The following is a 25,440-nucleotide window of genomic DNA, read 5'->3' as shown; positions in this document are numbered from 1 at the left end:
TTGCGGTTGCGCCGGCAGAGCATACTTGCTGGCGGCGCGGCCAATGGCTACATGTGAGCGCACGGAACCGGAGAAAACGAGACAACCATGATCGCGATCATCAACACGCTTCTTTTCATCATCAGTATCGCGTGGTTCATCATCATCGCCTCGGCCATCTTTTCCTGGCTCTACGCCTTCAACGTGATCAACACCAACAACCAGGTGATCGCCTCGATCGGCCGAGCCCTCTACAACCTGACCGAGCCGGTCTACCGTCCAATCCGCCGCTTCCTGCCGGACTTCGGCGGCGTCGACCTGTCGCCGCTGGTGGCGCTTGTCATCCTCTTCTTCCTCGAGCAGGTCATCCGCAGCGTCCTCGCCCCGGCCCTCCTCGGGCTCTGAGGGCACCTTGCCGTACCGCCGGCACGAGGACTACATCAGCCTGACGGTGCGGCTGACGCCGAACGGCGGCCGAGATGCGATCGACGGTGTCGAGACGGACGCCAGCGGCGACCGCCATCTCAAGATCCGCGTCCGGGCCGTGCCCGAGAAGGGTCAGGCGAATAAGGCATTGGTCGCCGTTATCGCCAAGGCGGCCGGCGTGCCGAAATCCGCCGTGTCGCTGGTCAGCGGCGAAACCCAGAGAAAGAAAATCCTCCGGATCGACGGCGACCCGGAGGAGATCCTGAAAAGACTTGGTCTTTGAGCAGGCAGCGCGCCGCGGAATGCGCAGCGCGACGGCTTACTTCTGCGCCTTGTAACGCTCGATCGCCTCTACGATGAGGTTCTTGGCGACGTTCACGTCCTGCCAGCCGGCGATCTTCACCCACTTGCCGGGCTCCAGATCCTTGTAGTGCTCGAAGAAGTGCTCGATCTGCTTCAGCGTGATTTCCGGCAGGTCGGTGTAGTTCTCGATCTTGTCGTAGCGGCGCGTCAGCTTCGGCACCGGAACGGCGAGGATCTTCTCGTCCTTGCCGCCGTCGTCTTCCATGACCATCACGCCGATCGGGCGAACGTTGATGACGCAGCCCGGCACGAGGGGACGGGTGTTAGCGATCAGCACGTCGATCGGGTCGCCGTCTTCGGACAGCGTGTGCGGCACGAACCCGTAGTTCCCCGGATAGGTCATCGGCGTATAGAGGAACCGGTCGACGATCAGCGCACCGGCTTCCTTGTCCATCTCGTACTTGATCGGGTGGCCGCCGACGGGAACCTCGACGATGACGTTGACGTCTTCCGGCGGGTTCTTGCCGATGGAGATTGCATCGATACGCATGGGGACTCCGTTATGCAGTGGATTTCGCCGGTCTCGTAGAGCGAATTCCTCTGTGACGCAACAAGCCTTTGGTAGGGCGGCGCCAGACTGCAACCGATGACCGTTGCCGGTCAGTTGCCCGGCGCCGTGCCGAAGAAGGCCATGCGGGTCAGGAGTGTATAGTGCGACTCCGCCGTCATCAGCCAGACGAACACCAGAATGGCGATCGGCGGCAGCAGGATGGCGTAGAGCAGCGCCAACCGCTCCCAGGCCATGTGCATGAACACGGCGACGATCAGGCCGGCCTTGAGCACCATGAAGATCAGGATGAGCGACCAGCGCAGGTAGCCCTGCAGGCCGAAATAGTCGACGAGGTAGGAGCAGACGCTGAGGACGAACAGCAGCCCCCAGACCACGAGATAGAGGCCGATAGGATGCTGCTGATGCTCGGCGTGGACCGCTTTCTGAACGGCCGCTTGCCTGGGAGAATCGACGGTTACCTGAGCCATGGCGCTGTCTCACCACAAATAGAAAAAGGCGAAGATGAAAACCCACACGAGATCGACGAAGTGCCAGTAGAGGCCGGTGATCTCGACGACCTCGTAGCGGCCCTTGCGGCTGGTGAAGAAGCCGCGCCGCTCGGTGTCAAAATCGCCGCGCCACACCTTGCGCGCGATGATCAGCAGGAAGATCACGCCGATCGTGACATGCGTTCCGTGGAACCCGGTGATCATGAAGAAGGTGGCGCCGAACTGCGGGGCGCCCCAGGGGTTTCCCCACGGACGCACGCCCTCGAGGATAAGCTTGGTCCACTCGAAGGCCTGCATGCCGACGAAGGTGGCGCCGAAAAGCGCCGTCAGCAGCATCATCAGCGCCGTCATGCGCCGGTTGCGGCGATAGCCGAAGTTGACCGCCATTGCCATGGTGCCGCTCGACGAGATCAGCACGAAGGTCATGATGGCGATCAGGATCAGCGGAATGTCGTGACCCGCGATGTTCAGGGCGAACACCTCGCTGGGATTGGGCCAGGGCACCACCGTCGACATCCGGGCCGTCATGTAGGCGAGCAGGAAGCAGCCGAAGATGAAGGTGTCGCTGAGCAGGAAGATCCACATCATGGCCTTGCCCCAGGAGACGTTCTTGAACGCCTGCTGGTCGGAAGCCCAATCGGACACGAAGCCGCGAATGCCACCCGGCGATGGAGGAGAAGGATGCGTCTGCACGGTCTCGGCCATGGTCCGGTCTCCCTAGGTGAGCAGCTGTCGGCAGAGATCGACGAAATTGCTGGCCCAGCCGGCAAACAGCGCCAGCAGCACGAGCCAGACGGCGAGCATGAAATCCCAGTAGATGGCGCAGAGTTCGACGCGGAGCTGCAGCCGCTCGGTGACGGGACCGGCGCGATAGGCCGAGCGCGCCGTGCGGGTCAGGGCCACCATGCCACCGAGGATGTGCAGGCCGTGCATGCCGGTGATCAGGTAGAAGAAGCTCGCCGCCGCATCGTCCGTCAGGGTGAAGCCGGAGGCGACCATCTGCCGCCAGGCGAGCACCTGGCCGGCGATGAAGGCGAGCGCCGTCGCAAAGGTCGCAAGCAAGGCGGTGCGGAGCCCGTCGTCGCGCCCGCGGTCGGCCTCGAATTTCGCCCAATGCAGGGCGAGGCTGCTCGTGCAGAGGACGGCCGTGTTGAGGTAGAGCAGCCGCGGAACCGGCGTCGCCCACCAGTCCTGCGCGTCGACGCGCATCAGATAGGCGCTGATGAAGAGCGTGAACAGCGCGCCAACGACCGCGAGGAACACCCCGAGCCCGAGTTTGAGGGCGGGAATTTGCGACGCCTCGCGCCGATCGCTCAATCCAGCGGGGACATGGCCGACTTCCAGCCACGGTTTCGACATCAGCCCCTGCCGCGACAGCCACCAGGTGATGATCACGGCAAGGACGGCCAGGAAGACAATCATTGCACTCATGCGATCGCCTCCCGCGTCAGGCCATAGGCGCCCGGCTGGTTCTGCGGGATGAAGTCCTCCGGTGCGCCGGGAACGCTGTAGTCATAGGCCCAGCGATAGACGATCGGCAGGTCCTTGCCCCAGTTGCCGTGCGCCGGTGGCGTCTGCGGCGTCTGCCATTCGAGCGTCGTCGCCCGCCAGGGGTTACCGCCGGCCTCGCGGCCGTGCCGCAAGCTCCAGAACAGGTTGAACAGGAACAGCATCTGTGCGGCGCCGACGACAAGCGCCATCACCGTGATGAAGATGTTCAGGTCGTGCACCGAGGCGGGCACGAAGCTCGTCTCGCCGATCTCGTAGTAGCGGCGCGGCACGCCGACGAGCCCGACATAGTGCATCGGGAAGAAGATCAGGTAGGCGCCGATGAAGGTGATCCAGAAATGCACCTGGCCCATGCCCTCGTTGAGCATCCGCCCGGTGATCTTCGGATACCAGTGGTAGATCGCCCCGAAGATGACGAGGATCGGCGCCACCCCCATGACCATGTGGAAATGCGCGACGACGAACATCGTGTCGGACAGCGGCACGTCGACGACGACGTTGCCGAGGAACAGCCCGGTCAGCCCGCCGTTGACGAAGGTAACGATGAAGGCCAGCGCGAACAGCATCGGCAGCGTCAGGTGGATGTTGCCGCGCCACAGCGTCAGCACCCAGTTGTAGACCTTGAGGGCCGTCGGCACCGCGATGATCAGCGTCGTCGTGGCGAAGAAGAAGCCGAAGTACGGGTTCATGCCACTGACATACATGTGGTGGGCCCAGACGACGAAGGAGAGCGCGCCGATGATGACGATCGCCCACACCATCATCCGGTAGCCGAAGATGTTCTTGCGGGCGTGCGTGCTGATCAGGTCGGAGACGATGCCGAAGGCCGGCAGCGCGACGATATAGACCTCTGGATGGCCGAAGAACCAGAACAGGTGCTGGAACAGGATCGGGCTGCCGCCGCCGTGCTTCAGCTGCTCGCCCATCTCGACGATCGCCGGCATGAAGAAGCTGGTACCGAGCACGCGGTCGAACAGCATCATCACGCAGGCGACGAACAGCGCCGGGAAGGCGAGCAACGCCATGACGGTGGCCGTGAAGATGCCCCATACCGTCAGCGGCAGCCGCATCAGCGTCATGCCGCGGGTGCGCCCCTGCAGCACCGTGACGACATAGTTGAGGCCGCCCATGGTGAAGCCAATGATGAACAGGATGAGCGAGACCAGCATCAGGATGATGCCCCAGTCCTGCCCGCCGGGGGTGTTGGAGAGGATCGCCTGAGGCGGGTAGAGCGTCCAGCCCGCCCCGGTCGGTCCGCCGGGCGCAAAGAAGCCTGCGACGAGCACCAGCACCGCCACCAGGTACAGCCAGTAGCTCAGCATGTTGGCGTAGGGAAACACCATGTCGCGGGCGCCGACCATCAGCGGGATCAGGTAGTTGCCGAAGCCGCCGAGAAACAGCGCGGTCAGCAGGTAGATCACCATGATCATGCCGTGCATGGTGATGAACTGGTAGTAGCGCTGGGAATCGATGAAGGGGAAGTCGCCGGGAAAGGCGAGCTGCAGCCGCATCAGCCAGGACAGGACGAGGGCGACCAGGCCGATCGCCATCGCTGTCGAGGCATACTGGATCGCGATGACCTTGGCGTCCTGGCTGAAGACGTAGCGCGTCCACCAGCTGTGCGGATGGTACAGCTCGACGTCCTCCACCGCGGCCGGCGGGATGACATCGCTCGCTCCATGGCTGGCATCGACCATCTTCATTCCTCCCCTTGGCTTCCGTCCGAAGCCTCACCTGCTACTTGCCGGCGGCCACCTCCGCCATCGTGGCGCCCGCCGGCTGTGCGGATGCCTGCAACTGCGCGAATGTCGACTGTTGTGCGAGCCAGGCCTGGTAATCGGCCTCGCTGTCGACGACGACGGTCCCGCGCATCTGCGGGTGGCCGACCCCGCAAAGCTCGGCGCACAGGACGTCGAACGTGCCGGTGCGCGTGGGCGTCAGCCAGAAATAGGTGACCGTGCCGGGGATCATGTCCATCTTGGCGCGAAATTCCGGCACGTAGAAATCGTGGAGGACGTCGATCGACCGCAGCAGCACCTTCACCGGCTTGCCGACCGGCAGGTGCAGTTCGGCCCCCTGGATGATCACGTCGTCGAGCCCGCTCGCATCGGTCTTGTCGATGCCGAGGGGATTGTCGGAGGTGACGTCCCGCGTCTCGGCCCGGCCGAGACGGCCGTCCGCCCCGGGCAGCCGGAAGCTCCACAACCATTGCTGGCCGACGACCTCGATCTCAGAGGCGTCGGCGGGCACCGTAATGAACTGGTGCCAGACGAACAGCCCCGGCGCCAGCATCACGAAGACGCCGAGCGCCGTGCCGGCGGCAAGTCCGCTTTCCAGCCGGCGGTTCTCCGGCTCGTAATGGGCGCGTCGATTCGGGTCGTGACGGAACCGCCAGATGCAATAGGCCAGAAACATCACCACGGCGACGAAGACGGCGCCGGTAATCCAGAAGGTGATGACGAGCGTACTGTCGATATAGCCCCAGTTCGAGGCGATCGGCGTCCACCACCACGGGCTCACCAGGTGGAACAGCACCGAGCCCACCGCGATCGCCACCAGCACCAGCACGACTGCCATTTCCGTCCCTCCCGCCTCAATCGGCCGTGGGCATGAACCTGCAATCCGCAATTTAGTCTATGCTAAGTATTGCATGAACCAAAAACACAAGCAATTACAGCAAACCTCCCTATGGGCGGGTCTGCCTGGCGGCGCAGCGCTACGCATGCCTCTACATTACGGTGAGTATTTCTTCAGGTAGGCGAGGAGATTGGTGATTTCGGTATCGTCCTTCAGGCCGGGGAAGGCCATCTTGGTGCCCTTCACCTTCGCCTTGGGATTATGCAGGTAGTCGCGCAAGCTCGCCTCGTCCCAGACGAGGCCTCCCTTGCCGGCATCCGTCATGGCCTTGGAGTAGTTGTAGTTCGGATGCGTGCCCGCTGTCCGGCCGATCACGCCGTGCAGGGAGGGGCCGACCTTGTTCTGATCCTTGTCGACGACGTGACAGACGGCACACTTCTTGAACACCGTCTCGCCGGCCGAAGCGTCGCCTTCCTGAGCGGATGCGACATTGGCGAGCAACAGGACCAGCGACGGTCCGATCAGGAGTTGACGAAACCGCATGGCAATCCAACCTCCACTAGCGTTGCCGGGGTGTCGCCCACGGAGACCTGCGTGAGGATGCCGGATTGACTCGGCGCCGGCTCAGCCGGCGCTACCGGCTGTTCGCCAGCAGGGCGGTGGCCACCAACTGGAAATGGTATGCCTCAACCTGCAGAAGTCAATGTAGACCGGATGGATGAGGGATGGCCCGCGCCGCCTGTCTCAACGGAAGATGAAGCCGATCTTCTTCAGGTCCTTGTCGCCGAAGCTCTCGACCCCCTCGGCAATGTCGACGCCGCCGGCGGCGCGGAAGAAGCGTTCGGCATGCTCGCTGTCTTCCAGGCACCAGACGACCAGGCCTTCGCAGCCGAGCGACTTGAGCAGGCGCCGGCTTTCGCCGAACAGCAGCCGCCCGAGCCCGATCCCCTGGTATTCCGGGCGAAGATAGATCTCGTAGATCTCCCCGTCCTGCGGCAGCGCCCGCGCGCGGTTCAGCCCAAGCGTCGCGTAGCCGGCAACGACGCCGGCGACATCGAGGACGAGCAGCGTCGCCGGTCCGCGCGTGGCCTTGCGCCACCAGGTCTCGTCACGGCGCTGCACCATCTGCATCAGCGGCTTGTACGGGATGATGCCGCCATAGCCCTGCAGCCAGGATGCCCGATGGGTCTCGGAGATCGCCCGCGCATCCTGCGGCTCGGCACGCCGCACATCGATTGATAGTGTTTTCATCGACTTGACTCTAAACCCGCACCGACTCCGCCGGAATCCCGGTGCCTCCCGGGACCCTCCTTGCCCACAGGCAAGTTTCCTTGCGGCGTCCTGCAGAGTTAACGCCTTTTTAAGAATCGCCACAAGGCGTAACAGGGCGTAACAGGCCGGCACACACATGAAAAAGCAGGAGCGCCGATAGGCCCTTTGTTCGGCCCGGTTCGCGAATCACCAGACCGGTGGGGCGATGCAGCCCAGTGGCCGGGCCGGTGGAACTCCAAACTCCGGACAAAGAAAAACCCGCCGCAAGGACGGCGGGTTTTCCGAAGGCCGATGGGGACGCCGAAGCGCCGTGGCTCTTCGTCAGACGTTCTCGACCGCCTGTTCGCGTCCTTCCGCCTTTTCCTTGCGGTTGTAGCGGATCGACGACCAGAGCGAGATGCCGATCAGCGCCGCGCCGCCAAGCCCGGTGATCACCTCGGGGATATGCACCAGCGTCTGACAGTACATGATCACCGAGAGGATGAGGATGGCGTAGAAGGCGCCGTGCTCCAGGTAGCGGTACTCGGCGAGCGTGCCCTTGTCGACCAGCATGATCGTCATCGAGCGCACATACATGGCGCCGATGCCGAGGCCGATGGCGATGATGAACAGGTTCTGCGTCAGCGCGAACGCGCCGATCACGCCGTCGAAGGAGAAGCTGGCATCGAGCACCTCGAGATAGATGAAGGCCCCGAGACCGCCCTTGGCGGCGGCGCTCATGGTCTGCTGCGAAGCATCGAGCATGCCGCCGACGACCTCGACGGCCAGGAAGGTCAGCAGGCCGTAGATCGCCGAGTAGACGAAGGTATCCGCCGCCTCGCCCTCGAGCAGGTTCGAAAACACCAGGATCAGAATGAGCACGAAGGCGATCTCGACGCCCTTGATCGTCGCATAGCGGGCCATGCGCTTCTCGATGGCGGCGATCCAGTGCACGTCCTTCTCATGGTCGAAGAAGTAGGTGAGGCCGACCATCATGAGGAAGGTGCCGCCGAAGGCGGCGATCGGCAGGTGCGCCTCGTTCATGATGCGCGCGTATTCGCCGGGCTCCCTGGCCGCCAGGACGATCGCCTCGATCGGCCCGATCTTGGCGGCGATCACGACGATCAGCAGCGGGAAGACGATCCGCATGCCGAAGACGGCGATCACGATGCCCCAGGTCAGGAACCGGTGCTGCCACACAGGCGTCATGTCCTTCAGCTTGTTGGCGTTGACGATGGCGTTGTCGAAGGACAGCGAGATTTCCAGCACCGCGAGCACGGCGCAGATGAAGAAGACGGTCGCCATGCCGCCGATCGTGCCGGTCGACTGCCAGCCGAGCCAGGCGCCGAGCAGAAGACCGAAGGCGGTGACGATGAAGGCCCATTTGAAATAACCGATGGCGCTTTGCGGCCGAGAGGGGGCGGTCATGCCGACACCTCGCTTTCGAACGTGATCGCATCGTCGTGGGCAAATGGAAACGAATCGCGCGTGCCGACAATGGCATGCGCGTCAGGCATGGTCAGGATTTTCATGTTTCTCTGATCCGCCGGCTCAATTGCTGGCGGTACCGACATCACGAGAGCGCCGTAAAACTCTCGCCAGAGGGGCCCGGCACCATAGTTCGGTTGCGGCGGTATGTCCGGGGCCGCAACGACTGCCGTTTTCCCCGATGTCTCGTGCTTCGTCAAGATGTTTCGCCGTTTGCGTCCGCATCCGGGACGATCGGCCGCAAATCGTAGGAAATCACGCCACGTCGTACACAAGGCGGATTTGTGTTCCTATATTGGCTGCCATGACGATTTGCCGCCACGAGGAATTTTCATGAGCGACCCCAAGACAATCAGCCCTGCTCTGGTCGACTGGAGCGGGATCAACGGCCTGCCGCGCTTCGATCTCGTTTCCGACGACGCCTTTGCCGAGGGCTTCGACGTGGCGCTGGCGCTGCATGAAGCCGAGATCGACGCAATCGCCGGCAGTCCCGAGGCCCCGACCTTCGACAACACGGTCGTCGCCCTGGAGACCGCCGGGGACGCACTGTCGCGCATTTCGGCGCTGTTCTGGAGCCGCGCCGGCGCAAACACCAACGAGACGATCCAGGCGCTCGAGCGCGAGATCGCGCCGAAGCTGGCGCGCCACCGCTCCAAGATCGGCAACAACGCCGAGCTCTTCGCCCGCATCGATGCGCTATGGGAAGGTCGCGACGCACTCGGCCTGACGGTCGAGCAGACAAGGGTGCTGGAGCGGCACTGGAAGGGTTTCGTCAGGTCGGGCGCGAAGCTGACCAAGCCGGAACAGGAGCGGCTTGCGGCGATCAACGAGCGGCTTGCGAAGCTCGGCGCGCAGTTCGGCCAGAACGTGCTTTCCGACGAGAAGAGCTGGTCGCTGATCCTGTCGGATGAAGCGGAACTCGAAGGCATCCCCGATTTCCTCAGGGAGGCGATGGCGGCGGCCGCCCGCGAGCGGGGCGAGGTGGGCAAGTACGCGGTCACCCTGTCGCGTTCGATCATCGAGCCGTTCCTGACGTTCTCCAGCCGCCGCGACCTGCGCGAGCAGGCGTTCCGTGCCTGGACGGCGCGCGGCACCAATGGCGGGGAGACGGACAATCGGGAGATCGTGCGGGAGACGCTGGCGCTGCGCGCCGAGAAGGCCGGACTGCTCGGCTACGAGAACTATGCGGCTCTGAAGCTCGACGACACCATGGCCAAGACGCCCGAGGCAGTCAATGAGCTGCTGAACAGGGTGTGGGAACGGGCGGTCGCCCGCGCCGGCGAGGAAGAGGCCGAACTGGCGCGCCTTGTCGCTGCCGAAGGCCGCAACCATCCGGTGATGCCCTGGGACTGGCGGTACTATGCCGAAAAGCTGCGCGCCGAGAAATTCGATTTCTCCGAAGCGGAGCTGAAACCGTATCTGCAGCTCGAAAAGATCATCGACGCCTGCTTCGAGGTGGCCGGGCGGCTGTTCGGGATCCGGGCCGTACCGCTCCCGGGCGTGCCGGTCTATCACCCGGACGTGCGCGTATTCGAGATCCGCAATCGCCAGAACGAACTCGTCGCCATGTTCCTCGGCGACTACTTCGCGCGGCCGTCGAAGCGCTCCGGGGCGTGGATGAGCGCCTACCGGAGCCAGCACAAGCTGCCGATGAAGGACGGCACCATCGGCGAGATCCCGATCGTCTACAACGTCTGCAACTTCGCAAAGCCGGCCGAGGGCCGGCCGGCGCTGCTGTCGCTCGACGACGCGCGCACGCTCTTCCACGAGTTCGGCCATGCCCTGCACGGCATGCTCTCCGACGTCACCTATCCGACCGTGTCGGGCACCGGCGTGTCGCGCGACTTCGTCGAACTGCCCTCGCAGCTCTACGAGCACTGGCTGACCGTTCCCGAAATCCTCAAGACCTATGCCGTGCATTACGAGACCGGCGCGCCGATGCCGCAGGCGCTGCTCGACAAGGTTCTCGCCGCCCGCACCTTCAACGCCGGCTTCGCCACCGTCGAGTTCACCTCCTCGGCGCTGGTCGACATGGCCTACCACACGCAAGGGGCCGTCGAGGATCCGATGGCGGTACAGGCCAAGCTGCTTGAAGAGATCGGCATGCCGGCCTCGATCGTCATGCGCCATGCAACGCCGCACTTCCAGCACGTCTTTTCCGGCGACGGCTATTCGGCCGGCTACTATTCCTACATGTGGTCGGAGGTGCTCGACGCCGATGCCTTCGCCGCCTTCACCGAGACGGGCGACGCATTCGATCCCGGCATGGCGGCGAAGCTGAAGGCGAACATCTACTCGATCGGCGGCGCCGTCGATCCGGAAGACGCCTACAAGGCCTTCCGCGGCAAGCTGCCTTCGATCGATGCCATGCTGGAGAAGAAGGGGCTGGCGGCATAGATCGGGCGGCGCCCGTCACAAGACCTTCACCGAACCGTCGCCGGCGTGCAATCGATCCGTTACGGAACTGACATGTGATCCCCCGATGGTGGACATCGCGAATTGCCTTCCGATTCGCGACGTTCGACGGGGGATCATGACGATCGTTTCCGATGTTCTGACAAGGCGTTCGTTCCTCCTGACGGCCGGAGTGGCCGGTCTTGCCACGTCCTCGGCGCTGGCCGTTCCCCACTATGCGCGCCGGCACGGCAGCCCCGTCTTCACGCACGGGGTGCAGTCCGTCGACGTCGACACCTCGTCCGGCATGATCTGGGCCCGGGCGGACCGGCCGGTCGAGATCGCCGTCGAATACTCGACCACCGAGAGCTTCACAAATCCGATGCGCGGCCCGGTGCTCAAGGCGGGACGCCAGACGGATTGCGCCGCCAAGCACCTGCTGACCGAGCTCTTGCCGGACCAGGACATCTTTTTTCGATTGACGGCCAACGATCCCTATTCGGCGCATCTCGTCTCCGAGCCGGTCGTCGGCCGGTTCCGCACCGCGCCGCTGCGCCGCCGCTCGGTCCGCTTCGCCTGGTCGGGCGACACGGCGGGCCAAGGCTGGGGCATCGACGACGTCGGCATGAGACCTATTCGACCATGCTCCTGCACGAGCCGGATTTTCTCATCCATTCCGGCGACACGATCTACGCCGACGGACCGATCCCCGACGAGATCCGGCTTCGCGACGGCACGGTCTGGAAGAACCGCATCGTCACCGACGAGAAGCGCCAGGTCGCGCGGACGCTGGACGAGTACCGCGGCCAGTGGAAGTACAACATGCTCGACCGGCACGTGCTGAACTTCAATGCGCAGGTGCCGACGTTCTTCCAGTGGGACGACCACGAGGTGCTGAACAACTGGTCGGCCTCGACGGACCTGCGCGACGATCCGCGCTATCCGGAGAAGGACATCGCCATCTATGCCGCGCGCGCCATGCGGGCGTTCCAGGAGATGACGCCGATCCGCTACATACCGACCGAGCCGGGACGCATCTTTCGCAAGATCGCCTATGGCCCGTTGCTCGACGTTTTCTTCGTCGACCTGCGCTCCTATCGCACCGCCAACCGCGGCAGCACAGACAACGGCCTGTTCGGCTGGCGGCAGGCGGACTGGCTGCGGCGCGAACTGCTCGCCTCCAAGGCCACATGGAAGGTGATTGCCTGCGACATGCCGCTCGGCGTCGTCATCTGGGACGACTATGGTCAGAAGCTCGGCTACGAGGGCGTGGCGGACGGGCTGAACGGCCCGCCGGCAGCCCGCGAGCGCGAGATCGCCGAACTGCTCAGCTTCATGCGCGACAATGCCATCCGCAATGTCGTCTGGCTGACAGCCGACGTGCACTATACCGCCGCCCATCACTACGACCCGGCGCGCGCGAGGTTCAAGGAGTTCGAGCCCTTCTGGGAGTTCGTCTCCGGACCGCTGCATTCGGGCACGTACGGGCCGCACCCGCTCGACATGACCTTCGGACCGGAGGTGCGGTTCATCAAGGTCTCGGGCGGCGGCGCCGACAGCAATCTGCCCCCTTCGGCCGGCTTGCAGTTCTTCGGGCTGGTCGATATCGATGGCGCCAGCGAGCAGATGACGGTGCGGCTCATGGATCGCGACGACCACGAACTCTGGAGCACCACGCTCGACCCTGCGGTGATCTCATGAGGGCTGTCGGACGGCCATTTTTCGCGCGACCGGCACAACGCAGTGCCGGCCTGCCCCTTTCGCATGTGCGGAAAACCATGTAAGAGCGCGCCATTGAAGATGGCGCTGCCTCCGCCGTGTGCGCCCAAAACCCAGAGATCAAACATGTCCATTCGTAATATCGCGATCATCGCGCACGTCGACCATGGCAAAACCACGCTCGTTGACGAGCTCCTGAAGCAGTCCGGCTCGTTCCGCGAGAACCAGCGCGTCGCCGAACGCGTCATGGACTCGGGCGACATCGAAAAGGAACGCGGCATCACCATCCTCGCCAAGGCCACCTCGGTCGAGTGGAAGGGAACCCGCATCAACATCGTCGACACCCCCGGCCACGCCGACTTCGGCGGCGAGGTCGAGCGCATCCTGTCGATGGTGGACGGGGCGATCGTGCTTGTCGACAGCTCCGAAGGCCCGATGCCGCAGACCAAGTTCGTCGTCGGCAAGGCGCTCAAGGTCGGCTTGAAGCCGATCGTCGCCATCAACAAGATCGACCGTCCCGACGGCCGCCACGAGGAAGTGCTGAACGAGGTCTTCGACCTGTTTGCCAACCTCGACGCCACCGACGAGCAGCTCGATTTCCCGATCCTCTACGGTTCGGGCCGCAACGGCTGGATGAACGTCAACCCGGAAGGCCCGCAGGATCAGGGCATGGCGCCGCTGCTCGATCTCGTGCTCAAGCACGTGCCGGAGCCGACGGTGGGCGAAGGGCCGTTCCGCATGATCGGCACGATCCTCGAGGCCAATCCGTTCCTCGGCCGCATCATCACCGGCCGCGTTCACTCCGGCTCGATCAAGCCGAACCAGGCCGTCAAGGTGCTCGGTCAGGACGGCAAGCTGATCGAAACCGGCCGCGTCTCGAAGATCCTCGCGTTCCGCGGCATCGAGCGCCAGCCGATCGAGGAGGCGCAAGCCGGCGACATCGTTGCGATCGCCGGCCTCACCAAGGGCACCGTCGCCGACACGTTCTGCGACCCGTCGGTGACCGAGGCACTGAAGGCCCAGCCGATCGACCCGCCGACCGTCACCATGTCCTTCATCGTCAACGACAGCCCGCTTGCCGGCACCGAGGGCGACAAGGTCACCAGCCGCGTCATCCGCGATCGCCTGTTCAAGGAAGCCGAAGGCAACGTGGCGCTGAAGATCGAAGAGTCGGGCGACAAGGACTCGTTCTTCGTCTCCGGCCGCGGCGAACTCCAGCTTGCCGTGCTGATCGAAACGATGCGCCGCGAAGGCTTCGAGCTTGCCGTCTCGCGTCCGCGCGTCGTCATGCACAAGGATGAGGAGACCGGCCAGATGCTCGAGCCGGTCGAGGAAGTCGTCATCGACGTCGACGAAGAGCATTCCGGCATCGTCGTGCAGAAGATGTCCGAGCGCAAGGCCGAGATGGTGGAGCTCCGCCCGTCCGGCGGCAACCGCGTCCGCCTCGTCTTCTTCGCGCCGACCCGCGGCCTGATCGGCTACCAGTCGGAACTTCTGACGGATACCCGCGGCACGGCGATCATGAACCGGCTGTTCCACGAGTACCAGCCCTACAAGGGCGAGATCGGCGGCCGCGTCAACGGCGTGCTGCTCTCCAATGAATCCGGCGAGGCCGTGGCCTACGCGCTCTTCAACCTCGAAGACCGCGGTCCGATGGTGATCGACGCCGGCGACAAGGTCTATGCCGGGATGATCGTCGGCATCCACACGCGCGACAACGATCTGGAAGTGAACGTGCTGAAGGGCAAGAAGCTCACCAACATCCGCGCCGCCGGCAAGGACGAGGCCGTCCGCCTCACCCCGCCGATCAAGATGACGCTGGAGCGGGCGCTCTCCTGGATCCAGGACGACGAACTGGTCGAGGTGACGCCGAAGTCGATCCGCCTTCGCAAGCTCTATCTCGACTCCAACGACCGCAAGCGCTTCGAAAAGCAGCGCTCGGCCGGCGCTGCATAATCTGCAACGCTACGCCAAGCCCTACCCAGATCGAACAAAGCCCCGGCAGAAATGCCGGGGCTTTGTTGTCTTTGCATGTGGGCCACCCGGCTTGCGTTTTCTTCATGCGAAGAAGGCCCGATGATCGGTGATCAACGGGCCTTCTTGCTGGATGATGCTGGTCACTGCACTTGGCGTCCGCTTAGACGCGCGCCGTATGCCGGCGCGGATCGCTTGGCGATCCCGGGTCCTTTTCGGACGCTGTTATCGGTTGGGGAAGGACGCCGGCTCGATGCCGAGGACCTTCAGGTCGCTATTCCTGGGACGGCGGTGGTTTTCGACAGCCGCGGCGGCCGCACTCGCAGCTCCCAGCATTGCAAAAGCGCGCCCGAGGAAGCCCTGACGAGCGGCGTTGCGAAACTCTCTCATCTTCTTGCTTTTCTCTCGCTTGTTAACGAGCTAAATATGACGCCGATGAGCCTTGCAAACAAGGGCAGGCTCGGCAGGTCAGCCATGCAAATCGCGCAGGCCGCGGATTACCCCGCGGCCTGCGCTGCCTTTCAGATGCGCGCGGGCGCTCAGTCCTCGCTGGCCGCCAGCTGCGACAGCACCAGGCCACGCCCGCGGGCGCGCAGCACCAGCGGTATGATCAGTGCCGCCGCGGCGATCAGCAGCAGCGCCACCGCCACCGGCGAGGCGACGAGGGTGGTGATGTCGCCCTGGCTGATCGCGAGAGCCCGGCGCAGCTGCTGCTCGGCGAGCGGCCCAAGGATCAGGCCGACGACAACCGGCGCGATCGGGTAGCCGAAGATACGCATGACGTAGCCGAGAAGGCCAAAGGCGAGCAGCATGCCGAGCTCGAAGACCGACGGGTTGGCGCCGATGGTGCCGAGCGTCGCAAACAGCAGGATGCCGGCATATAGCCACGGCCTGGGGATCGTCAAAAGCTTCACCCACAGCCCGATCAGCGGCAGGTTCAGCACCAGCAGCATCAGGTTGGCGATCAACAGGCTGGCGATCAGACCCCAGACGAGCTGCGGATTGGTGGCAAACAGCAGCGGGCCGGGCTGCAGGCCGTACTGCTGGAAGCCGGCGAGCATGATCGCCGCCGTCGCCGTGGTCGGAAGGCCGAGCGTCAGGAGCGGCACCAGCGTGCCGGCGGCAGACGCGTTGTTTGCCGCTTCCGGTCCGGCGACGCCCTCGATGGCGCCGTTGCCGAATTCCTCCGGATGCTTGGTCATCCGCTTCTCGGCTGCGTAGGAGAGGAAGGTGCCGATCTCGGCGCCGCCGGCCGGCATCGCGCCGATCGGAAAGCCGATGGCCGTGCCGCGCAGCCACGGCTTCCACGAGCGCGCCCAATCGGCGGCGTTCATCCAGACGGAGCCCTTCACCGCCTCCACCTTGTCCGGCCCCCTGTCGCCCTGCGCGGCGATGTAGAGGGTCTCGCCGATCGCGAACATCGCCACCGCAAGTGTCGTCACCTCGATCCCGTCCAAAAGGTCAGGGATGCCGAACGACAGGCGTGCCTGACCGCTCAGCTGGTCGATGCCGATCATCGCAAGCGTCAGGCCGACGAACAGCGAGGTGAGCCCCCGCAGCGTCGAATCGCCGAAGGCCGAGGAGACGGTGACGAAGGCGAGCACCATCAGCGCGAAGTACTCTCGTGGGCCGAAGACCAGCGCGACCTTGACGATGAACGGCGCCACGAAGGCGAGCGCCAGCGTGGCGATCAGGCCGGCGACGAAGGAGCCGATCGCCGCCGTGGCCAGCGCAGGTCCGCCGCGGCCGGCCCGCGCCATCTTGTTGCCCTCAAGCGCCGTAACGATCGATGCGCTCTCGCCCGGCGTGTTGAGCAGGATCGAAGTGGTCGAGCCGCCGTACATGCCGCCATAATAGATGCCGGCGAACATGATCAGCGAGCCGGCCGGATCGAGCTTGTAGGTGACGGGCAAAAGCAGCGCCACGGTCAGCGCCGGGCCGATGCCGGGCAGCACGCCCACGGCGGTGCCGAGCGTCACGCCGATCAGCGCATAAAGCAGGTTCATCGGCTGGGCGGCGACCAGCAGGCCCTGCATGAGGAATTCGAACGTATTCATGATCTGCCGGTCCCCTAGGCAATTCCAGCAAACGGGCGCAGCTCTGCGTCAGGAATTGCATAAAACGAAGGTGAGAGCATTTCAGCGGTTGGGCTGAATTGCTCTAGAAGAACAGGTGTTCGAGCGGGCCGCTGGGCAGCGACAGCTGCAGCAGCTTGGCGAAGATCGCCCAGACGGCGAAGCTGATGACGATGCCGACCGGGATCGTCAGCCAGAGCTTGCGCCTGCCGAACCCTGCGGCGGTCAAGGCAAACAGCAGCCCGGTGGCGACCGAGAAGCCGGCGACATTGAGCAACAGCATCTGCGCGGCCAATCCGGCGACGATCCAGACGACCGGCCCGAACTGCTGCGGCTCGCGCTCGGGGAAATCGTTGCGCCAGGCCGCCACCGCGGTCCAGACGGCAAGCCCGATCAGACAGCAGCCGATGGCGTAGGGCACGGACGTCGGACCGACCTGCGAGTATCCTGCGGCACCGGTCAGCCGCGAGACATCCCAGAAGATGACGGCGGCGATCGCCGCCAGCACGACCGCGATGACCAGCGCCGCCCCATCGGGGCGACGCTTTGCGTTGGCGGGTTTGGTCCCGTTCGTCATTCGACCAGTCCGATTTCCTTGAGGATGCCTTCGGTGGCCGAGACATCCTGGGCGAGCTGTTCGTCGAACGCATTACCGGCGAGGTAGGTGTCCTGCCAGCCCTTGGTCTTCAGCTGCTCCTGCCAGCTGGCCGACTTGACCAGCTTTTCGATGTCGGCGTTGACGGCGGCCTTCTGCTCGTCGCTGAGGCCCGGAGCCGCGGCGATCATGCGCCAGTTCTGCACGACAACATCAAGGCCGCTTTCCTTGATCGTCGGCGCGTCGATGCCCTCGAGGCGCTCTTCGCTCGACACCGCGAGCAGGCGCAGCGTGCCGGCCTTGACCTGCGATTCGAACTCGCCATAGCCGGAAATGCCGGCGCTGACCTGCGCGCCGAGGATTGCAGCCAAGGCCTCGCCACCGCCGGAATAGGCGATGTAGTTGATCTTCTTCGGATCGACGCCGGCTGCCTTGGCGATCAGGCCGACTGCGATGTGGTCGGTGCCGCCGGCCGAGCCGCCGGCCCAGGAGACCGCACCCGGATCCTTCTTCAGCGCTTCGACGAGATCGCCGAAGGTCTGGAACGGCGAGGAGGCCGGAACGACGATCGCCTCGTATTCACCGGTGAGGCGCGCGATCGGCGTGACGTCCTTCAGCGTGACGGGCGACTTGTTGGTCAGGATGGCGCCGACCATGACGTAACCGCCGACGATCAGCGACCCCGGATTGCCCTTGTCCTGGCTGGCGAACTGCGCGAGGCCGATCGTGCCGCCGGCGCCCGGTACGTTGACGACCTGGACGTTGCTGGAAATGCCCTCGGCCTGCATGACGGTCTGGATCGTGCGGGCCGTCTGGTCCCAGCCACCGCCCGGGTTTGCCGGCGCGATGATCTTGTAGTCCGCGGCAAGCGCGGGCAGCGCCATGGCGCCGGCGAGAATGGAAGCAAGGAAGAATTGTTTCAAGGCGGGTCCTCCGTCAGGCGCGGCTTCTTCGGCGGCGCGTCGTTGCACATTGAGCGATGGGAGGATTGCCTTTGCACGCAGACCAAGGGCCCCCTGCGCGCTTTCGACGGTCTCCTCCCGGTCCTTATCGCCCGCCTCCACGGACGATGAGGCCCTCAAGCGATCACAGAAACCTGTCATCCAGCTGACATCGTGACACGGTCCCGCCGCGATGCGCTCCGGACCTTTGCCCTATTGTGCCCGCAGCACCTCGTTCCAGCGGGCGATCAGACGCGCGCGCTTGACCTGGTCGAGATAGACCATCAGCCCCGGGCTGACCGGAACCGGCTTCAGTTGCGCGCCGAGCAACGTCCGCATGCTGGTGGCGGTGTTGTCGCCGGCGACGTCGGGCGACACCGCGGCGATCTGCAATTCGCGGGCCATGATCGACTGGCCTTCCTCCGACATGAAGAAGGCGAGATAGCGCCGTCCGAGATCCGGCGAGGCGGCGGCCTGCGGCACCAGTCCGATGCGCGACATCACCACCGTGTAGTCCTTCGGCAGCACGATCCCGACGTCAGGGTGCTTTGCCGCCCAGTCGGCCGCATAGGAGCCGAGGATGTTGTAGCCGATCACGAAGCGGCCGTCGGCAATCCGCTCGAGGATGGCCGAACTCGTGGAATAAAGTTTTACGCCGGCCGCGCCCATGGCCTGAATGACGGTCCAGATGTCGCCGAACTGCTCCTGGTCGCGCGCCATGAACAGGAACCCGACGCCGGAGCGCTCGATGTCGTAGGTGCCGACGCGGCCGTGGATCGCGTTGCCGTGCCGGTTCAGGTAGTCGACGAACTCGGCGCGGGAGGCCGGCGGCTTCTCGTGGCGGAAGCTCGGCTTGTGATAGACGAAGACGGCCGGCTCGAAGGTGAGCGCATAGGCCGTGTTGCGCCAGTTGGCCCATTGCGGCCAGCGCTCGCTCATCGGCAGGTCGCTGCGCTGGGCGTAGCCGTCATTGCTGAGCTTGACCTGCAGGTCCATCGCCGAGGAGAAGGCGAAATCGGCCGTCTTCTGCCCCGCATCCGTCTCCTTGACGACGCGGTCGTACACCTCGCCGGTCAGCATCTCCTCGTAGCGCACCGCCACGTCCGGATTGGCCCTCTGGAACCCCTTGATCATTGGCCGGGCGAGCGGCTCGTCCAGCGAGGAATAGACGACGAGCACGGAGGCGTTTCCACGCCCGTCGGGGGCCGGGTAGAAGGTCTCGGCGGCCATTGCGGGGATGCACGAGCAGACCAGGAGCGTAAGGGCGAGAGAAATGCGCATGACGGCGAACTTGCCTCAGCCCGGCACCGTTCACAAGCCGGCTGCCGCTCGCTAATGTGGGGCGAAGGTGGAGATCCAGGTGCGCATACTGCTCGTCGAAGACAACCAGGCGCTGGCCGACGGCCTGTCCGCCATCCTGCGCGGCACGGGGCACGCCGTCGACGCGGTCAGCGACGGCGCCTCCGCCGATGCCGCCATCTCGGCCGAAGCCTTCGACCTCGTCATCCTCGACCTGACGCTGCCGGAAATGGACGGGCTGGAGGTGCTGCGCGCGATGCGGGCCCGCCAGAACCGGGCGGCGGTGCTGATCCTGACGGCGCGCGGGGCGGCGGAGGACAAGGTCAAGGGGCTCGACCTCGGCGCCGACGACTACATGAGCAAGCCCTTCGACATCTCCGAGTTCGAGGCGCGCGTGCGCATGCTGCTGCGCCGGCAGGCGGGGCTGCGCTCCTCGGCGCTCAGCTTCGGCGGCGTCGATCTCGATCTCAACTCCCGCACCTTCTCCGCCGGCGGTACGCCGCTCGACATCCCGGCCCGTGAACTCGGCCTGCTGGAGATTCTGTTCCTGCGGGCCGGCAAGGTCGTTTCCAAGGAGGCGATCATCCAGTCGCTCGCCGCCTTCGACGACGACCTCAGCGCCAATGCGATCGAACAGTATGTCAGCCGGCTCAGGAAGCGCATGGCGCCGCACGGCCTGACGGTGCGCACCGCCCGCGGCATCGGCTACTATCTCGACAAGGCAGCCCCGGTTTGACCCGCCATCCGGCATCCTCGCTGCGCCGCCAGCTGCTGGGCTGGCTTCTGGTCGCCACCGCCGTGTTCGGCATCCTTGCGCTCTTCGACACCTACCGGGAGGCGATGACGACCGCCAACACCATTTCGGACCGCGTCCTGGCCGGTTCAGCGCTGGCCATCGCCGAGCGGGTGGTCGTCAACGAGAACGGCGCGCTCGAGGTCGATATCCCCTACGTTGCCCTGGAAATGCTCACCTCCGCCGCCCAGGACCGGGTTTTCTACCGGGTCGAGGGGCCGCCGGGCCATTTCATCACCGGTTATCAGGCGCTGCCGACGATCGCCGACACGCACGGCCAGCCGACCGCCTATGCGGACGCGACGTTTCGCGGCGAACCGATCCGGGTGGCGGTGCTGCAGCGCTCGGCCTCGACGGGCGTCAATTCCGTCCCCTTCGTCGTGACGGTCGCCGAGACCACCATCGCCCGGCGGCAACTGGCGCAGGCGATCCTTGTCCGATCGGCGCTGCGCCTCGGGCTGATGATTGCCGGCGCCGCGGCGATCGTGTGGATTGCCGTGACATTGGCGCTTCGCCCGCTCTACCGGCTCAGCGACGCCATCGCCGAACGCAACCCGAGCGACCTCCACCCGATCGACCAGCAGGTGCCGAGCGAGGTGCAGGGGCTGGTCGATACGGTCAACTCCTTCATGGTGCGCCTGCAATCGGCGCTCGATGCGCTACGCCATTTCTCCGGCAATGCCAGCCATCAGTTGCGCACGCCGCTCGCCATCATCCGCACGCAGCTTGCGCTCGCCGGCCGGGCCTCCTCGCTCGCCGCCGCGCAGGAGGCGGCGCGCAAGGGCGACGAGGCGGTGGCCCATGCCGAGCGCATCCTGGCGCAGCTGCTGCTGATGGCGAAGATCGATGCGGCCGGCTCCGTCGTGCCCCGGCCCGGCGCCAGGATCGACATTGCCTCCCTCGCCCGCAACCTGACCGCCGAATATGTGCCGGTCGCCGCGCAGTCCGGTATCGATCTCGGCTTCGAAGGCGATGGCCCCGCCATGGTTCGTGCGGAGCCGCTGCTGTTCGGCGAGATGCTGCGCAACCTCATCGAGAACGCCATCGCCTATGCCGGTCAGGGTGCCGAGGTCACCGTATCGGTGCGGGCCCTTCCGGACGGCATCCGGCTCTGCGTCGAGGACGATGGCCCCGGCATTCCGCCCGAGCGGCGTGGCGAGGTGCTGCAGCGCTTCGCCCGCGGCGGACAGGACAGTTCGCCAGGCGTCGGCCTCGGCCTTCCGATCGTCGAGGACATCGCCGCGCTTTTCGGGGCGAAGCTGACGCTGGAAGATGCCGTCCGCGGCAAGGGCCTTGCCGCCAGCATCATGTTTCCGGCATGCGACCCGGAACCGGTGTCCGGCTGAACTGCGGCGCCGGCGGCCGGGCCCGGCGGAACCCGCCCGGCGCCATGCGGCAGCCCCGCACGTAGAAGAGGGCGGCGAGGAAGGCGCCGAACAGCATGGTACCGGTCATGGAAATCCCCTGGAATGCAACCGCATTCGAGCCGGCAACCACCGGCGCGTCAATCCCTCTTCCTTCCGTCTTCAGTACGCCCGGCCCGATTGCCGGCTACGGCAAACCGATGTTAAGCAAACCATCCTCTTGGAAACGGTTCTCTCCAAGCGCTGGCGGGGAACGCGCGACAAATGCCGCGCGCGCACCTGCGCGCTCCAAGATGATCTGATGAAGCTGGACCGCCGTGGCGTAGCACACGGCCTCCGAAGGACTGGACAGATGCATCCTGAGAAAATGACCGAGCGACGCACGGCACTCATCGGCGCCCTCCTGACCACTCTCGGTCCGATCTCGATGTCGCTCTATACGCCGGCCATGCCGGCGCTGGTGCATGCCTTCGATACGAACGATTCCACCATCAAGCTGACGCTGTCGCTCTATTTCGGCGGCTTCGCCTTCGCCCAGCTGGTGGCCGGCCCGCTTGCCGACGCCTTTGGCCGCCGCGTCGCCACCGTGCTGTTCCTGTCGATCTATCTCGCCGGCAGCCTTGCCGCCGCCTTCGCGCCGGGCATCGAGTGGCTGCTGGCCGGGCGGTTGATCCAGGGCATCGGCGCCTCGGTCGGCGTCACCGTCTCGCGCGCGATCGTGCGCGACCAGTTCGTCGGCGGCGAAGCGGCGCGCATCATGAACCTGATCGGCATCATGCTGGCGATCGGCCCGGCAATGGCGCCGACGATCGGCGGCCTGGCGCTCGCCGTCTTCGGCTGGGCCTCGGTCTTCTTCCTGATGGTCGGCTTCGGCGTCGCGGCGTGTCTCGTCGTGTTCTTCTTCCTGCGCGAGACGGTCGTTCCCGACCCGCGCCGGGCGAGGCCGGGACCGCTGGTCAAGGCCTATGTGGAACTTGCCGGCGATGCGCGCTTCGTCTCTGCCGCCCTCGTCATGGCCGGGGCGGTCGGCGCCCTCTACGCGCAGGCGACGATGCTGCCCTTCATCCTGATCGAAAAGGTCGGCCTCACGCCGACGCAGTTCGGACTGAGCATGATCATGCAGTCCGGCGCCTATTTTTTCGGTTCGATCGCGCTGCGCCTGTTCACCCGCCGTTATGGCGGGTCCGCCGCCGTCAAGGCGGGGCTTGTGATGATCGTCACGGGCAGCGCGATGATCGTCCTCTCGGTGCCGCTGCTGCCGCCGAGCTTCGCATCGGTCATGCTGCCGGTCGCCGTCTACACCTTCGGCATCGCCTTCGTCTCACCGCAGGTCACCACGTCCGGCATGTTTCCCTTCCCGCACATCGCCGGCTCCGCCTCGGCGCTGATGGGCTTCATCCAGATGGGATCCGGCTTCCTCGGCGGCATCGTCGCGGCGTTGATCGGCGATCCGCTGCTCGCCTTCGGCATCGTCGTGCCCGCGCTGGGCATGATCGCCACCCTCTCCTATTTCTTGTTCCTCGCTGCCCTCCGCCGGGCCGATCGCCTGGCCGGCGAGCAGGCGGCATGCCGGGAATAGCGACGAGAAAACCCGCCGAAGTTTCCTCCGGCGGGTTCGCACTTTTCGGTTCTGTCAGCGGATTGCTCAGCCGCGGCGGTCGCGGGCGGCGAGCGTGCGCAGCCGCAGCGCGTTCAGCTTGATGAAGCCGGCGGCGTCCTTCTGGTCGTAGGCGCCCTGGTCATCCTCGAAGGTGACGAGCTTGTCGGAATAGAGCGACTTGTCCGATTCCCGGCCGATGACCATGACGTTGCCCTTGTAGAGCTTCAGCGTCACTTCGCCCTCGACATGCTCCTGGCTCTTGTCGATGAGGGCCTGCAGCATCTCGCGCTCCGGCGAGAACCAGAAGCCGTAGTAGATCAGCTCCGCATAGCGCGGCATCAGCTCGTCCTTGAGATGCGCAGCACCGCGGTCCAGCGTGATCGATTCGATGGCGCGGTGCGCGGCGAGCAGGATCGTGCCGCCCGGGGTCTCGTAGACGCCGCGGCTCTTCATGCCGACGAAGCGGTTCTCGACGAGGTCGAGACGGCCGATGCCGTTGTCGCGGCCGTAATTGTTAAGGGTCGCGAGCAGCGTGGCCGGCGACATGCGCACGCCGTTGATCGAGACGGCGTCGCCGCGCTCGAAACCGACCTTGATGGTGGTCGCCTTGTCCGGAGCATTTTCTGGCGAAATGGTGCGCATGTGCACGTATTCGGGTGCCTCGACCGCCGGGTCTTCCAGCACCTTGCCCTCCGAGGAGGAGTGCAGCAGGTTGGCGTCGACCGAGAACGGCGCCTCGCCCTTCTTGTCCTTGGCGACCGGGATCTGGTGCTGCTCGGCGAATTCGAGCAGGTGCGTGCGGCTCTTGAACGACCAGTCGCGCCACGGCGCGATGATCTTGATGTCCGGGTTCAGCGCGTAGGCCGACAGCTCGAAGCGGACCTGGTCGTTGCCCTTGCCGGTGGCGCCGTGGGCGATGGCGTCCGCGCCGGTCTTCTTGGCGATCTCGATCAGGTGCTTGGAGATCAGCGGGCGGGCGATCGAGGTGCCGAGCAGGTAGACGCCCTCGTAGACGGCGTTGGCGCGGAACATCGGGAAGACGAAGTCGCGCACGAACTCCTCGCGCACGTCCTCGATGAAGATCTCCTTGATGCCGAGCATCTCGGCCTTCTTGCGCGCCGGCTCCAGCTCCTCGCCCTGGCCGAGATCGGCGGTGAAGGTGACGACCTCCGCCCCGAGTTCGGTCTGCAGCCACTTCAGGATGATCGAGGTGTCGAGGCCGCCGGAATAGGCGAGAACGACCTTCTTGACTTGCTTGGGAGATGCCATGGTTATGTGTCCGTCTGGTGAGAAGGGGCGGCCGGGCCGCGCATCGATTTCGCGGGCACTTTTAGCCAGAAACCGCGCGGACACAAGCGCGGCGGCGACGGCCGATGCAATTTGGCTTCCAAAGCCGTCAGGCGCGGAGTATCACCGACGCAGCACTGCTATCGGGACCTCGACACCATGGATTTCCTGCCCTCCCTGACGACGATTGCCGCCTTTGCCGTTGCGACGCTGCTGCTCGCCGCGACGCCCGGACCGGACATGACGCTGACGATCAGCCGGGCGCTGTCGCAGGGCAAGGCCGCCGCACTCTGGGTCGTGCTCGGGACCGGCTGCGGCATCGTCGTGCACACGCTGCTCGTCGCCTTCGGCATCGCGGCGCTGATCACCGCGTCGCCGGCCGCCTTCATGATCCTCAAGACCGGCGGCGCCGGCTACCTGCTCTGGCTGGCGATCCAGGCGATCCGCTACGGCTCGAGCCTGACCGTCAATGCGGTCGACGGTCCGAGGATGTCGCCCCTTGCGAATGTCTCCAGCGGTTTCTGGGTCAATCTCCTGAACCCGAAGGTCATCATCTTCTTCATGACCTTCCTGCCGCAGTTCGTCTCCGCAGGCGATCCGCACGTGACCGGCAAGCTGATCTTCCTCGGCTTCTTCTTCATTCTGCTCGGCATGCCGGTGAACGCCCTGGTCGTGCTTGCCGCAGACGGACTGTCGAACTGGCTGCAGAACAACAGGAAGGTGCTGCGCGGCCTCGACTATTCGATCGCCGGCGTCTTCTCGCTCTTTGCGGTGAAGATCTTCATGACGACAGCACGCTGAAGCACG

At 65.1% G+C, this 25,440-nt stretch carries 24 protein-coding genes and 1 pseudogene; 9 read left to right on the top strand and 16 right to left on the bottom strand.

Annotated elements, in window-relative coordinates:
* The first annotated feature begins 87 nt into the window (after positions 1 to 87).
* Together C7449_RS08985 and C7449_RS08980 are read left to right on the top strand one after the other, a co-directional pair.
* On the top strand, positions 88 to 384 hold the full coding sequence (locus C7449_RS08985; protein ID WP_108002442.1) for a YggT family protein: 297 nt from the start codon (positions 88 to 90) through the stop codon (positions 382 to 384).
* Between the two features lie 7 nt (positions 385 to 391).
* Complete coding sequence (locus tag C7449_RS08980) at positions 392 to 688, top strand: DUF167 domain-containing protein (protein ID WP_108002441.1); 297 nt, start codon at positions 392 to 394, stop codon at positions 686 to 688.
* Between the two features lie 36 nt (positions 689 to 724).
* Here the strand turns inward: C7449_RS08980 and ppa are convergent, their stop codons facing one another.
* From ppa to C7449_RS21550, 10 genes are all read right to left on the bottom strand, one after another.
* Complete coding sequence (ppa, locus tag C7449_RS08975; RefSeq protein ID WP_108002440.1) at positions 725 to 1,258, bottom strand: inorganic diphosphatase; 534 nt, start codon at positions 1,256 to 1,258, stop codon at positions 725 to 727.
* 110 nt (positions 1,259 to 1,368) lie between these two features.
* A complete protein-coding gene (locus C7449_RS08970; protein ID WP_108002439.1) occupies positions 1,369 to 1,746 on the bottom strand; it encodes a cytochrome C oxidase subunit IV family protein in 378 nt (125 codons plus the stop codon).
* 9 nt (positions 1,747 to 1,755) lie between these two features.
* Positions 1,756 to 2,472, bottom strand: coding sequence for a heme-copper oxidase subunit III family protein (locus tag C7449_RS08965; protein ID WP_108002438.1), 717 nt, complete (start codon positions 2,470 to 2,472; stop codon positions 1,756 to 1,758).
* Positions 2,473 to 2,484: 12 nt separating this feature from the next.
* On the bottom strand, positions 2,485 to 3,198 hold the full coding sequence (locus tag C7449_RS08960) for a cytochrome c oxidase subunit 3 (protein ID WP_108002437.1): 714 nt from the start codon (positions 3,196 to 3,198) through the stop codon (positions 2,485 to 2,487).
* Positions 3,195 to 4,973, bottom strand: coding sequence for a cytochrome c oxidase subunit I (gene ctaD / locus C7449_RS08955; protein WP_108002679.1), 1,779 nt, complete (start codon positions 4,971 to 4,973; stop codon positions 3,195 to 3,197). Before ctaD ends, C7449_RS08960 begins: the two co-directional genes overlap by 4 nt.
* Positions 4,974 to 5,013: 40 nt before the next feature.
* Positions 5,014 to 5,853, bottom strand: coding sequence for a cytochrome c oxidase subunit II (locus C7449_RS08950; RefSeq protein ID WP_108002436.1), 840 nt, complete (start codon positions 5,851 to 5,853; stop codon positions 5,014 to 5,016).
* A 156-nt stretch (positions 5,854 to 6,009) separates the two neighbouring features.
* Positions 6,010 to 6,396 carry a c-type cytochrome gene (locus C7449_RS08945; RefSeq protein WP_108002435.1) on the bottom strand — a complete coding sequence of 129 codons (387 nt, stop codon included), beginning with the start codon at positions 6,394 to 6,396 and terminating at the stop codon, positions 6,010 to 6,012.
* A 201-nt stretch (positions 6,397 to 6,597) separates the two neighbouring features.
* Positions 6,598 to 7,104: a GNAT family N-acetyltransferase gene (locus tag C7449_RS08940; protein ID WP_108002434.1), complete on the bottom strand. Its 507-nt coding sequence runs from the start codon at positions 7,102 to 7,104 to the stop codon at positions 6,598 to 6,600.
* Between the two features lie 342 nt (positions 7,105 to 7,446).
* A complete protein-coding gene (locus C7449_RS08935; protein WP_108002433.1) occupies positions 7,447 to 8,532 on the bottom strand; it encodes a DUF475 domain-containing protein in 1,086 nt (361 codons plus the stop codon).
* Positions 8,529 to 8,792, bottom strand: a complete 264-nt coding sequence (locus C7449_RS21550) for a hypothetical protein (protein WP_146165059.1) — start codon at positions 8,790 to 8,792, stop codon at positions 8,529 to 8,531. Before C7449_RS21550 ends, C7449_RS08935 begins: the two co-directional genes overlap by 4 nt.
* Before the next feature lie 133 nt (positions 8,793 to 8,925).
* Here C7449_RS21550 and C7449_RS08930 point away from each other — a divergent pair, with 133 nt between their 5' ends.
* The 3 genes and pseudogenes from C7449_RS08930 (at position 8,926) to typA (ending at position 14,661) form a co-directional block, all read left to right on the top strand.
* Positions 8,926 to 10,989, top strand: coding sequence for a M3 family metallopeptidase (locus C7449_RS08930; RefSeq protein ID WP_108002432.1), 2,064 nt, complete (start codon positions 8,926 to 8,928; stop codon positions 10,987 to 10,989).
* A gap of 136 nt (positions 10,990 to 11,125) precedes the next feature.
* A pseudogene (locus C7449_RS08925) lies at positions 11,126 to 12,687 on the top strand (alkaline phosphatase D family protein).
* Positions 12,688 to 12,831: 144 nt separating this feature from the next.
* Complete coding sequence (gene typA, locus C7449_RS08920; protein WP_108002431.1) at positions 12,832 to 14,661, top strand: translational GTPase TypA; 1,830 nt, start codon at positions 12,832 to 12,834, stop codon at positions 14,659 to 14,661.
* A gap of 557 nt (positions 14,662 to 15,218) precedes the next feature.
* Here the strand turns inward: typA and C7449_RS08915 are convergent.
* From C7449_RS08915 to C7449_RS08900, 4 genes are all read right to left on the bottom strand, one after another.
* Positions 15,219 to 16,736 carry a tripartite tricarboxylate transporter permease gene (locus C7449_RS08915; RefSeq protein ID WP_108002430.1) on the bottom strand — a complete coding sequence of 506 codons (1,518 nt, stop codon included), beginning with the start codon at positions 16,734 to 16,736 and terminating at the stop codon, positions 15,219 to 15,221.
* Between the two features lie 103 nt (positions 16,737 to 16,839).
* On the bottom strand, positions 16,840 to 17,331 hold the full coding sequence (locus C7449_RS08910; RefSeq protein WP_108002429.1) for a tripartite tricarboxylate transporter TctB family protein: 492 nt from the start codon (positions 17,329 to 17,331) through the stop codon (positions 16,840 to 16,842).
* Positions 17,328 to 18,272 carry a Bug family tripartite tricarboxylate transporter substrate binding protein gene (locus tag C7449_RS08905; RefSeq protein ID WP_108002428.1) on the bottom strand — a complete coding sequence of 315 codons (945 nt, stop codon included), beginning with the start codon at positions 18,270 to 18,272 and terminating at the stop codon, positions 17,328 to 17,330. Before C7449_RS08905 ends, C7449_RS08910 begins: the two co-directional genes overlap by 4 nt.
* 231 nt (positions 18,273 to 18,503) lie before the next feature.
* Entirely contained in the window at positions 18,504 to 19,571 is a 1,068-nt protein-coding gene (locus C7449_RS08900; RefSeq protein ID WP_108002427.1) for an ABC transporter substrate-binding protein, read from the bottom strand.
* 79 nt (positions 19,572 to 19,650) lie between these two features.
* On the opposite strand from C7449_RS08900, the gene C7449_RS08895 reads away from it, so the two are divergent.
* Positions 19,651 to 20,325 (top strand): response regulator transcription factor, encoded by a 675-nt coding sequence (locus C7449_RS08895; protein ID WP_108002678.1) that lies wholly within the window; start codon positions 19,651 to 19,653, stop codon positions 20,323 to 20,325.
* Positions 20,322 to 21,728 carry a sensor histidine kinase gene (locus C7449_RS08890; RefSeq protein ID WP_108002426.1) on the top strand — a complete coding sequence of 469 codons (1,407 nt, stop codon included), beginning with the start codon at positions 20,322 to 20,324 and terminating at the stop codon, positions 21,726 to 21,728. The genes C7449_RS08895 and C7449_RS08890 overlap by 4 nt, the downstream gene beginning before the upstream one ends.
* On the opposite strand, the gene C7449_RS21750 is transcribed toward C7449_RS08890, so the two are convergent.
* Positions 21,688 to 21,837, bottom strand: coding sequence for a hypothetical protein (locus C7449_RS21750; RefSeq protein ID WP_170115836.1), 150 nt, complete (start codon positions 21,835 to 21,837; stop codon positions 21,688 to 21,690). The genes C7449_RS08890 and C7449_RS21750 overlap by 41 nt on opposite strands.
* A gap of 261 nt (positions 21,838 to 22,098) precedes the next feature.
* Between C7449_RS21750 and C7449_RS08880 the strand changes: the two genes are divergently transcribed.
* Positions 22,099 to 23,325 carry a multidrug effflux MFS transporter gene (locus C7449_RS08880; RefSeq protein WP_108002424.1) on the top strand — a complete coding sequence of 409 codons (1,227 nt, stop codon included), beginning with the start codon at positions 22,099 to 22,101 and terminating at the stop codon, positions 23,323 to 23,325.
* 66 nt (positions 23,326 to 23,391) lie between these two features.
* Here C7449_RS08880 and C7449_RS08875 read toward each other — a convergent pair whose 3' ends face one another.
* Entirely contained in the window at positions 23,392 to 24,615 is a 1,224-nt protein-coding gene (locus C7449_RS08875; RefSeq protein WP_108002423.1) for an argininosuccinate synthase, read from the bottom strand.
* Positions 24,616 to 24,792: 177 nt separating this feature from the next.
* On the opposite strand from C7449_RS08875, the gene C7449_RS08870 reads away from it, so the two are divergent.
* On the top strand, positions 24,793 to 25,434 hold the full coding sequence (locus tag C7449_RS08870) for a LysE family translocator (protein ID WP_108002422.1): 642 nt from the start codon (positions 24,793 to 24,795) through the stop codon (positions 25,432 to 25,434).
* The last annotated feature ends 6 nt before the right edge of the window (positions 25,435 to 25,440 follow it).

Origin of the sequence: Mycoplana dimorpha, from assembly GCF_003046475.1 — a bacterium.
In the GTDB taxonomy this organism is placed as follows: Bacteria; Pseudomonadota; Alphaproteobacteria; order Rhizobiales; family Rhizobiaceae; genus Mycoplana; species Mycoplana dimorpha.
Note: the sequence above shows the minus strand (reverse complement) of the source record. Positions and strands in the feature narration are given on the sequence as shown.

Bases quoted from the DNA above. Each gene is read 5' to 3' on its own strand.
- C7449_RS08985 (WP_108002442.1), top strand. From the start codon at position 88: ATGATCGCGATCATCAACACGCTTCTTTTCATCATCAGTATCGCGTGG.
- C7449_RS08900 (WP_108002427.1), bottom strand. From the start codon at position 19,571: ATGCGCATTTCTCTCGCCCTTACGCTCCTGGTCTGCTCGTGCATCCCC.
- C7449_RS08935 (WP_108002433.1), bottom strand. From the start codon at position 8,532: ATGACCGCCCCCTCTCGGCCGCAAAGCGCCATCGGTTATTTCAAATGG.
- C7449_RS08930 (WP_108002432.1), top strand. From the start codon at position 8,926: ATGAGCGACCCCAAGACAATCAGCCCTGCTCTGGTCGACTGGAGCGGG.
- ppa (WP_108002440.1), bottom strand. From the start codon at position 1,258: ATGCGTATCGATGCAATCTCCATCGGCAAGAACCCGCCGGAAGACGTC.
- C7449_RS08965 (WP_108002438.1), bottom strand. From the start codon at position 2,472: ATGGCCGAGACCGTGCAGACGCATCCTTCTCCTCCATCGCCGGGTGGC.
- C7449_RS08915 (WP_108002430.1), bottom strand. From the start codon at position 16,736: ATGAATACGTTCGAATTCCTCATGCAGGGCCTGCTGGTCGCCGCCCAG.
- C7449_RS08910 (WP_108002429.1), bottom strand. From the start codon at position 17,331: ATGACGAACGGGACCAAACCCGCCAACGCAAAGCGTCGCCCCGATGGG.
- ctaD (WP_108002679.1), bottom strand. From the start codon at position 4,973: ATGGTCGATGCCAGCCATGGAGCGAGCGATGTCATCCCGCCGGCCGCG.
- C7449_RS08960 (WP_108002437.1), bottom strand. From the start codon at position 3,198: ATGAGTGCAATGATTGTCTTCCTGGCCGTCCTTGCCGTGATCATCACC.
- C7449_RS08875 (WP_108002423.1), bottom strand. From the start codon at position 24,615: ATGGCATCTCCCAAGCAAGTCAAGAAGGTCGTTCTCGCCTATTCCGGC.
- C7449_RS08880 (WP_108002424.1), top strand. From the start codon at position 22,099: ATGCATCCTGAGAAAATGACCGAGCGACGCACGGCACTCATCGGCGCC.
- C7449_RS08970 (WP_108002439.1), bottom strand. From the start codon at position 1,746: ATGGCTCAGGTAACCGTCGATTCTCCCAGGCAAGCGGCCGTTCAGAAA.
- C7449_RS08950 (WP_108002436.1), bottom strand. From the start codon at position 5,853: ATGGCAGTCGTGCTGGTGCTGGTGGCGATCGCGGTGGGCTCGGTGCTG.
- C7449_RS08870 (WP_108002422.1), top strand. From the start codon at position 24,793: ATGGATTTCCTGCCCTCCCTGACGACGATTGCCGCCTTTGCCGTTGCG.
- C7449_RS08945 (WP_108002435.1), bottom strand. From the start codon at position 6,396: ATGCGGTTTCGTCAACTCCTGATCGGACCGTCGCTGGTCCTGTTGCTC.
- typA (WP_108002431.1), top strand. From the start codon at position 12,832: ATGTCCATTCGTAATATCGCGATCATCGCGCACGTCGACCATGGCAAA.
- C7449_RS21750 (WP_170115836.1), bottom strand. From the start codon at position 21,837: ATGACCGGTACCATGCTGTTCGGCGCCTTCCTCGCCGCCCTCTTCTAC.
- C7449_RS08940 (WP_108002434.1), bottom strand. From the start codon at position 7,104: ATGAAAACACTATCAATCGATGTGCGGCGTGCCGAGCCGCAGGATGCG.